Here is a 6000-nt window from a genome sequence, read left to right as displayed (position 1 = left end):
ATATTATTCTGATTATTTGTCAATTTATTGGTTATTTATGCTGCCATTTGAAGAATGGCCCAGCTGGATTTGCGTGTTTTTGGTGATACAATTAGGACATATATCTATTACATATATGTGATAGTTTAGGTCGAACTCGGTACTATGCAACCGCACAAAATATTATAACTAAGAGAGTTTGACGTGAACCAGACTATAGATATCTCCTCAAAAAGTGTATCGCACCGTTGGACCCAGCATGACACCCATTGGGCGCTTAGCTTGTTTGGAACCGCGGTCGGTGCCGGAATTTTGTTTCTACCCATTAACCTAGGAATGGGGGGCTTTTGGCCGCTGATTATTATGGCGGTACTAGCGTTTCCGATGACGTATATGGCGCACCGGGGTCTAGCGCGCTTTGTATTATCGTCGCGTCACAACGATGCCGATTTCACCGATGTCGTCGCAGAACATTTCGGCGCCAATGTCGGACGTATGATTTCGATGCTGTATTTCCTCTCTATTTTCCCCATTTTATTGATATACGGCGTTGGGCTGACCAACACGGTTGATAGCTTTTTAGTCAACCAACTGGGATGGGTATCACCAAATCGCGTGTTGCTGTCGGGTGTACTAGTCGCTGGTATGATTGCGATCATGTTGGGTGGTGAACGCCTGATGCTGCGTGCGTTCGCGGCGATGGTTTATCCGTTGGTTGCCATTCTGGCGTTTCTGTCTTTTTATCTTGTTCCATCGTGGCAAACGCCTAATCTCAGTTTACCGCCGATGGGTGAGCTGGGTATGAGTCTTTGGTTGGCGGTGCCTGTGGTGATTTTCTCGTTTAGCCATGCAGCGGCGATTTCTAGCTTTGCCAACATTCAGCGCCGGCATTACGGCGACGAGGCTCAAGGTAAGTCAGAGCAAATTCTTAAACGTGCCGGTATTATGCTGGTGGCTTTTGTGTTGCTGTTTGTGTTCTCGTGTGTGTTGACACTCACCCCAGCACAAATGGCAGAAGCAAAAGCACAAAATGTGTCTGTATTGTCGTATCTTGCTAATGTCACCCATAACCCGTTTATTGGTACCTTGGGGCCTTTGGTTGCTTTCATTGCGATTACTTCATCGTTTTTGGGACACTTCCTTGGCGCGCGTGAAAGTTTGAACGGCTTGGTGACGAAGCACAGTAAACTCACTTACAAAAGCGCCGACAAACTGGGCGTCATCGTGATGTTTTTTGCTATTTGGGGCTGTGCCGTGATCAACCCCAGTATCCTTGACATGATGGGTGCATTGTCTGGGCCTGTGATTGCGATGATCTTGTTCATTATGCCAACGGTTGCCGCTTACAAGGTCAAAGCCCTGGCGCAGTATCGTGGGCAAGTAGGTACTTACTTTATCTTCATCACAGGGATGCTTGCGATATCAGCATTGCTTTATAACCTGATGGGCTAATTAAGTATTCGTAATCATCCATTAAAAAAGCGCCCACTGGGCGCTTTTTGGGTTATATTTTCTAATCTATTATAAGCGGTTTTCTTATCCGATGTTCTCTGCGCATATCTCTCAGTTGTGACATATAAATGCATTTAAATCAGCCTTTAAAGTCACATTCATTTCTGTTTTCTTTGACTTTGTTTGTCAGCTTATGAATGAGCTCATATTATGTAACTGCTAGCCTATTACTTGTGGGATAAATTGATAATTATCAATCTTTGTTTGTGTGTCAGCGCCGATGATGAGGTCAATGTTCATTGATCATGAGGGCTGTTTATGACACATCCAACCGATACAGATCGGCAAGTGACATGGGGATGTTACTTGGCACTGGTATTCGCTGTGGTGTTTTTCTCGGGATTGTTACAATCCAATCAATGGTACGGCGTGTTCGACTTTACCACCTTGAATGGTTCGTTCGGACAAGTTGCGTATCAGGCCACGACTGCGACAGACGGCACGGTAGAGGTGGCAACAACATCACTTCGCGGTAAGGGCGGGAGCGGTGCGCGTGATGGTTTCATTTTTGCGTTGACCTTAATTCCTACCGTGATGTTTGCGCTGGGTATGATTGGTGTACTTGAGCACTATGGAGCGCTTGATGCCGCGCGCAAACTCTTAACGCCTCTTCTTAAACCTGTATTAGGCATTCCTGGAAATTCAGGACTAGCACTGATTGCCTCCATGCAAAGCACAGATGCTGGCGCAGCGATGACTCGTCAATTGAAAGATGAGGGTTACCTGACCAAGCGTGAAACCGATGTATTCACCATGTTTCAGTTCACGGCAGGCGCAACCATCGTCAACTTTTTTTCCTCGGGCGCGGTACTTTTTACTTTAACCATGTCAGACGGTTCGTTAGCGGTGACATCGTCAATTGGTCTTGCTATTGGCGTGATCTTCTTATTTAAGTTCATTGGTGCCAATGTCTTTCGTTTGTACCTCAATATAACTGAGGGCAAAGGACCGCAGCGAGAAAAGACACAATCCTATCAAGAGGAGCACGCATCATGACCCAGTCTTCTACCAGTAAACCGATGATCACTGACATCTTTGTCGAAGGCGCTAAGAAAGGTTGGCATATTGCAACAACATCAACCGTGCCTAATGTTGTCATGGCGTTTGTGATTATCAAAGCACTTCAAATTACCGGCCTACTGGCCTTGATGGGCGATGTGTTTGCACCTGTGATGGCTGTATTCGGATTACCCGGTGAAGCCGCCGCAGTGCTAATGGGGGCATGGATGTCGATGGGAGGCGCTGTTGGTGTCGTGATCACTTTGTTTGACCAAGGCATTCTCACCGGTACCCATATCGCTATCTTGGTTCCTGCTATTTATTTAATGGGTTCGCAAGTGCAATACATTGGCCGAGTAATGGGCCCGATTGGCACTGAAGGCCGCTACATCCCTATTATGGTCGGCATTTCTATTCTGAATGCTTTTGGCGCCATGTGGGTGATGAATCTTTTACTTTAGGAGGCATGATGACGTTTTCTTTGCAACGCTACCTAGATGAGTTGGCGCCTCTAGTCAATATCGACTGTGGCACCTTTCAACGAGAAGGTATTGAGGTGATTGCGGCCCTAATGGCCGATAAATATGAGCAAATGGCAGGATGGCATATTAAGCGAGTGGAATGTGGAGAGGCAGGGATTGGATTGGAAATTCGCAACCAGCCAACCCATCCACATATCGATGTGATGCTGATTGGTCACATGGATACGGTCTTTCCTCAGGGGACGGCGGCAGAGCGTCCCATGCATGTGGAGGACGGCTTCGCATACGGTCCCGGTGTATCAGACATGAAATCAGGCTTGCTTAATATCGTGTATGCACTGCGCGCATTGCCGCAAGCAGAACGTGATGCATTGAGCATTTGTGTCTGCATGAACCCGGATGAAGAGGTGGGTTCGATACATTCCAGTACCTGGCTTGAGTCCGTTGCTCGTAATGCACGCTATGTGCTGGTGGCAGAGGCGGCCCGCGCAGATGGTGGCTTAGTAAAAGCGCGTAAAGGCATGGCGCGTTATAAAATTGCCGTTTCAGGTCGTGCCGCTCATGCTGGTAACGAGCCAGAAAAAGGACGTAGCGCGATTACAGAGTTAGCTCATTGGCTGGTGACCCTCGATAGTATGAAAGATCTAGAGGCCGGTACCAGTATTAATGCTGGTTTGATTGAAGGTGGAGCGGGGGCGAATATTGTCGCTGCTTATGCATCAGCACTGGTTGACGTCAGGTTCTGGGACAACAATGCTTATTGCGCGCTTGATCAAGCCATTCAAGCGCGCGCCTCTCACCCTTACACCCCCGATGTCACCATTGAATTGGTTCGCGAAGCCTATAAACCAGCGATGGTGCCGACCCCTGAAACGGAACACTTGATGGGTCTTGTTGAAGCGGCAGCCTTTGAGGAAACCGTGCCTATCCATTGGAAAGCGGTGGGCGGCGGCTCCGATGCCAATAATACCGCAGCATTGGGGATCCCTAGTTTAGATGGATTTGGCCCAGTAGGAGCCAACTTCCATAGTGATGGTGAGTATTTGCAACTCGACTCCATTGAACCAAGGATCCGCTTGCTCACTCGAGTGTTATCACGTTTAGCAGAGCAAAAAACAGTCTAAACATTGCGCGGCTACAATAAGCGGTAGCCGCGATGGCGTTTCCCATCAAGTGACCATGTCATATTACAAATTAGGGGGGAAGTTGATCTGCTATAGTTGATCGACGCAGTAACACCACTTGTTATTTCTGCTTGCTCATTTACTATAAGCATTAGTACTTGCTAAATTATTGGGTGTGTATGTTACCAAAACGATTTTTCCCTATTGTTGCGCCGTTTCTGATGTCAGTGTTAATGGTGACGTTGATGACAGCGGTAATCACCGCTGTGAATACCGGGCTGAGCAGTGGGTTTGTTTGGCGTTGGTTAGAGGCCTTTATCGTTGCTTGGCCCATTGCGTTTACTATTATTTTTGTTTCGTCAAGACATGTTCAACGATTAGCTCAGTGGTTGTGTAGCCGCGAGTAAAGGGTTACAGCACGTGTAGAACCGCGCAGTTTTTACCCTGTTTTTTGGCTTGGTACATGGCTTTGTCAGCATCGATAATTTCACTGTGAGGCATGCCGCTAGGATAATAAGCAACGCCTAAACTGATCGTGACAGGCTTAGACGCGTGATTAAATAACGCTAAACTCTGTCGCGCAATCTCTTCACATAAAACCCTTGCTTGTGCCAAGGCGCCCTCTGCACTTGAGAAGTATTGGAGTATTGCAAATTCCTCGCCGCCAATACGGGCGATAATGGCATCTTTCGGCAATAGAGTTGTCGCCGTTTTAGCCACAAAACAGAGCACTTCATCCCCATGAGCATGACCAAAACCATCGTTAAATGCTTTAAAGTCATCAATATCAAAAACCATTAGTGCGATGTCGCCTCTCGTTTTATCCAAGTCATAGAGGTATTGATAAAAATACCGGCGATTGCGCAACAGCGTTAATGAGTCGGTAATGGCTTGATCTTGAAGCATATCGTTGGCTGTTTGTAGCGCGCGCGTTTTTTGTTTGACCGTTCGCTTAAGTAAGACAATGTAACTGGTAACGATAAAAATACTGATAGCGACTAAAGCAGGAAATAAATGTGTAGGGTAAACCGTTTCAACGTCATAATAGACCCAGCGATTGAGTAGCTGGCGTTTAGTATCGTCATCTAACCAAGCAAATTTATTGTCTATGCGATTAAGTAATGCCGCGTTGCCTTTCGCAAATCCAGCGTGCAGCATCTCTGTATAAAGGTGCCTGACAGGGATAAAAAGGTTGTGGTTCGTGGTGGTATAAAGGTGATAATTTGCCACTTGCAGGTCGGCCACAAATGCTTGAATTTTTTCAGATAATGCCGCATCAAGCATGGCTTGGTTATTCGGGAAAAGCTGCAATGCTACGTCTGGAAAGTTAGCGCTCATAAACTCTTCTTCGTACCCGCCTTGTACCACGCCAATCTTATGTTCGGTCTCACCAGAAAGGACAAAGTCAGCAGACGTGCCCATCATGGATTGACTGAAAAATACTTGCGTATCAATGGCAAATAGAGGCGTGCCAAAATCCATGAATTGCAACCGCTCCGGTGACTGAAGGAGCCCAGCGTGCACATCAGCTTGACCGGTACGCACTAAATCGATTGACGTTTGCCAATCGGTCAATAGAAACTCGATATCATAGCCATTGCGGTCGCCAAATTCTTTCCAAAAGTCAATCAAGATCCCTCTGGGTTCTTGGTTGCTATTGAGATAAGAAAATGGACGCCATGCATGCGAATTAGCCACCTTTAAAACAGGTTTTTGTGACTCAGGTTGTTCGCTGTTATCAGAGTGAGCGCTGGGGCTTATCGATAACAACACGCCAACGCACAGTGTAAAAACAATTTGGCGGGCCAAAACATACAACGCCCCAGAATGCAGCATAAATAAACCCTGAATATGGCAATACATTAAGTGTGCGGTGGTCACCGCATCACGTCTTTATCATCAGT

The 6000-nt window shown here is 46.8% G+C and carries 6 protein-coding genes; 5 read left to right on the top strand and 1 reads right to left on the bottom strand.

The window, feature by feature from the left end; all coding sequences use genetic code 11:
• The first annotated feature begins 183 nt into the window (after positions 1–183).
• The 5 genes from BZG81_RS12215 to BZG81_RS12195 all read left to right on the top strand — a co-directional run bounded on the left by BZG81_RS12215 (position 184) and on the right by BZG81_RS12195 (position 4503).
• A complete protein-coding gene (locus tag BZG81_RS12215; RefSeq protein WP_021022976.1) occupies positions 184–1431 on the top strand; it encodes an aromatic amino acid transport family protein in 1248 nt (415 codons plus the stop codon).
• 318 nt (positions 1432–1749) lie between these two features.
• Positions 1750–2487, top strand: a complete 738-nt coding sequence (locus tag BZG81_RS12210) for a nucleoside recognition domain-containing protein (protein WP_021022977.1) — start codon at positions 1750–1752, stop codon at positions 2485–2487.
• Complete coding sequence (locus BZG81_RS12205) at positions 2484–2951, top strand: YjiG family protein (RefSeq protein WP_021022978.1); 468 nt, start codon at positions 2484–2486, stop codon at positions 2949–2951. The genes BZG81_RS12210 and BZG81_RS12205 overlap by 4 nt, the downstream gene beginning before the upstream one ends.
• Before the next feature lie 8 nt (positions 2952–2959).
• Positions 2960–4096 (top strand): M20 family metallopeptidase, encoded by a 1137-nt coding sequence (locus BZG81_RS12200; protein WP_077677504.1) that lies wholly within the window; start codon positions 2960–2962, stop codon positions 4094–4096.
• Between the two features lie 179 nt (positions 4097–4275).
• Positions 4276–4503, top strand: a complete 228-nt coding sequence (locus BZG81_RS12195; protein WP_021022980.1) for a DUF2798 domain-containing protein — start codon at positions 4276–4278, stop codon at positions 4501–4503.
• 4 nt (positions 4504–4507) lie between these two features.
• Here BZG81_RS12195 and BZG81_RS12190 read toward each other — a convergent pair whose 3' ends face one another.
• Positions 4508–5977, bottom strand: coding sequence for a transporter substrate-binding domain-containing diguanylate cyclase (locus BZG81_RS12190; protein WP_077460898.1), 1470 nt, complete (start codon positions 5975–5977; stop codon positions 4508–4510).
• Positions 5978–6000: the final 23 nt, after the last annotated feature.

It is taken from the genome of Salinivibrio sp. MA607, from assembly GCF_001996245.1.
Lineage (GTDB): Bacteria > Pseudomonadota > Gammaproteobacteria > Enterobacterales > Vibrionaceae > Salinivibrio > Salinivibrio costicola.
Note: the sequence above shows the minus strand (reverse complement) of the source record. Positions and strands in the feature narration are given on the sequence as shown.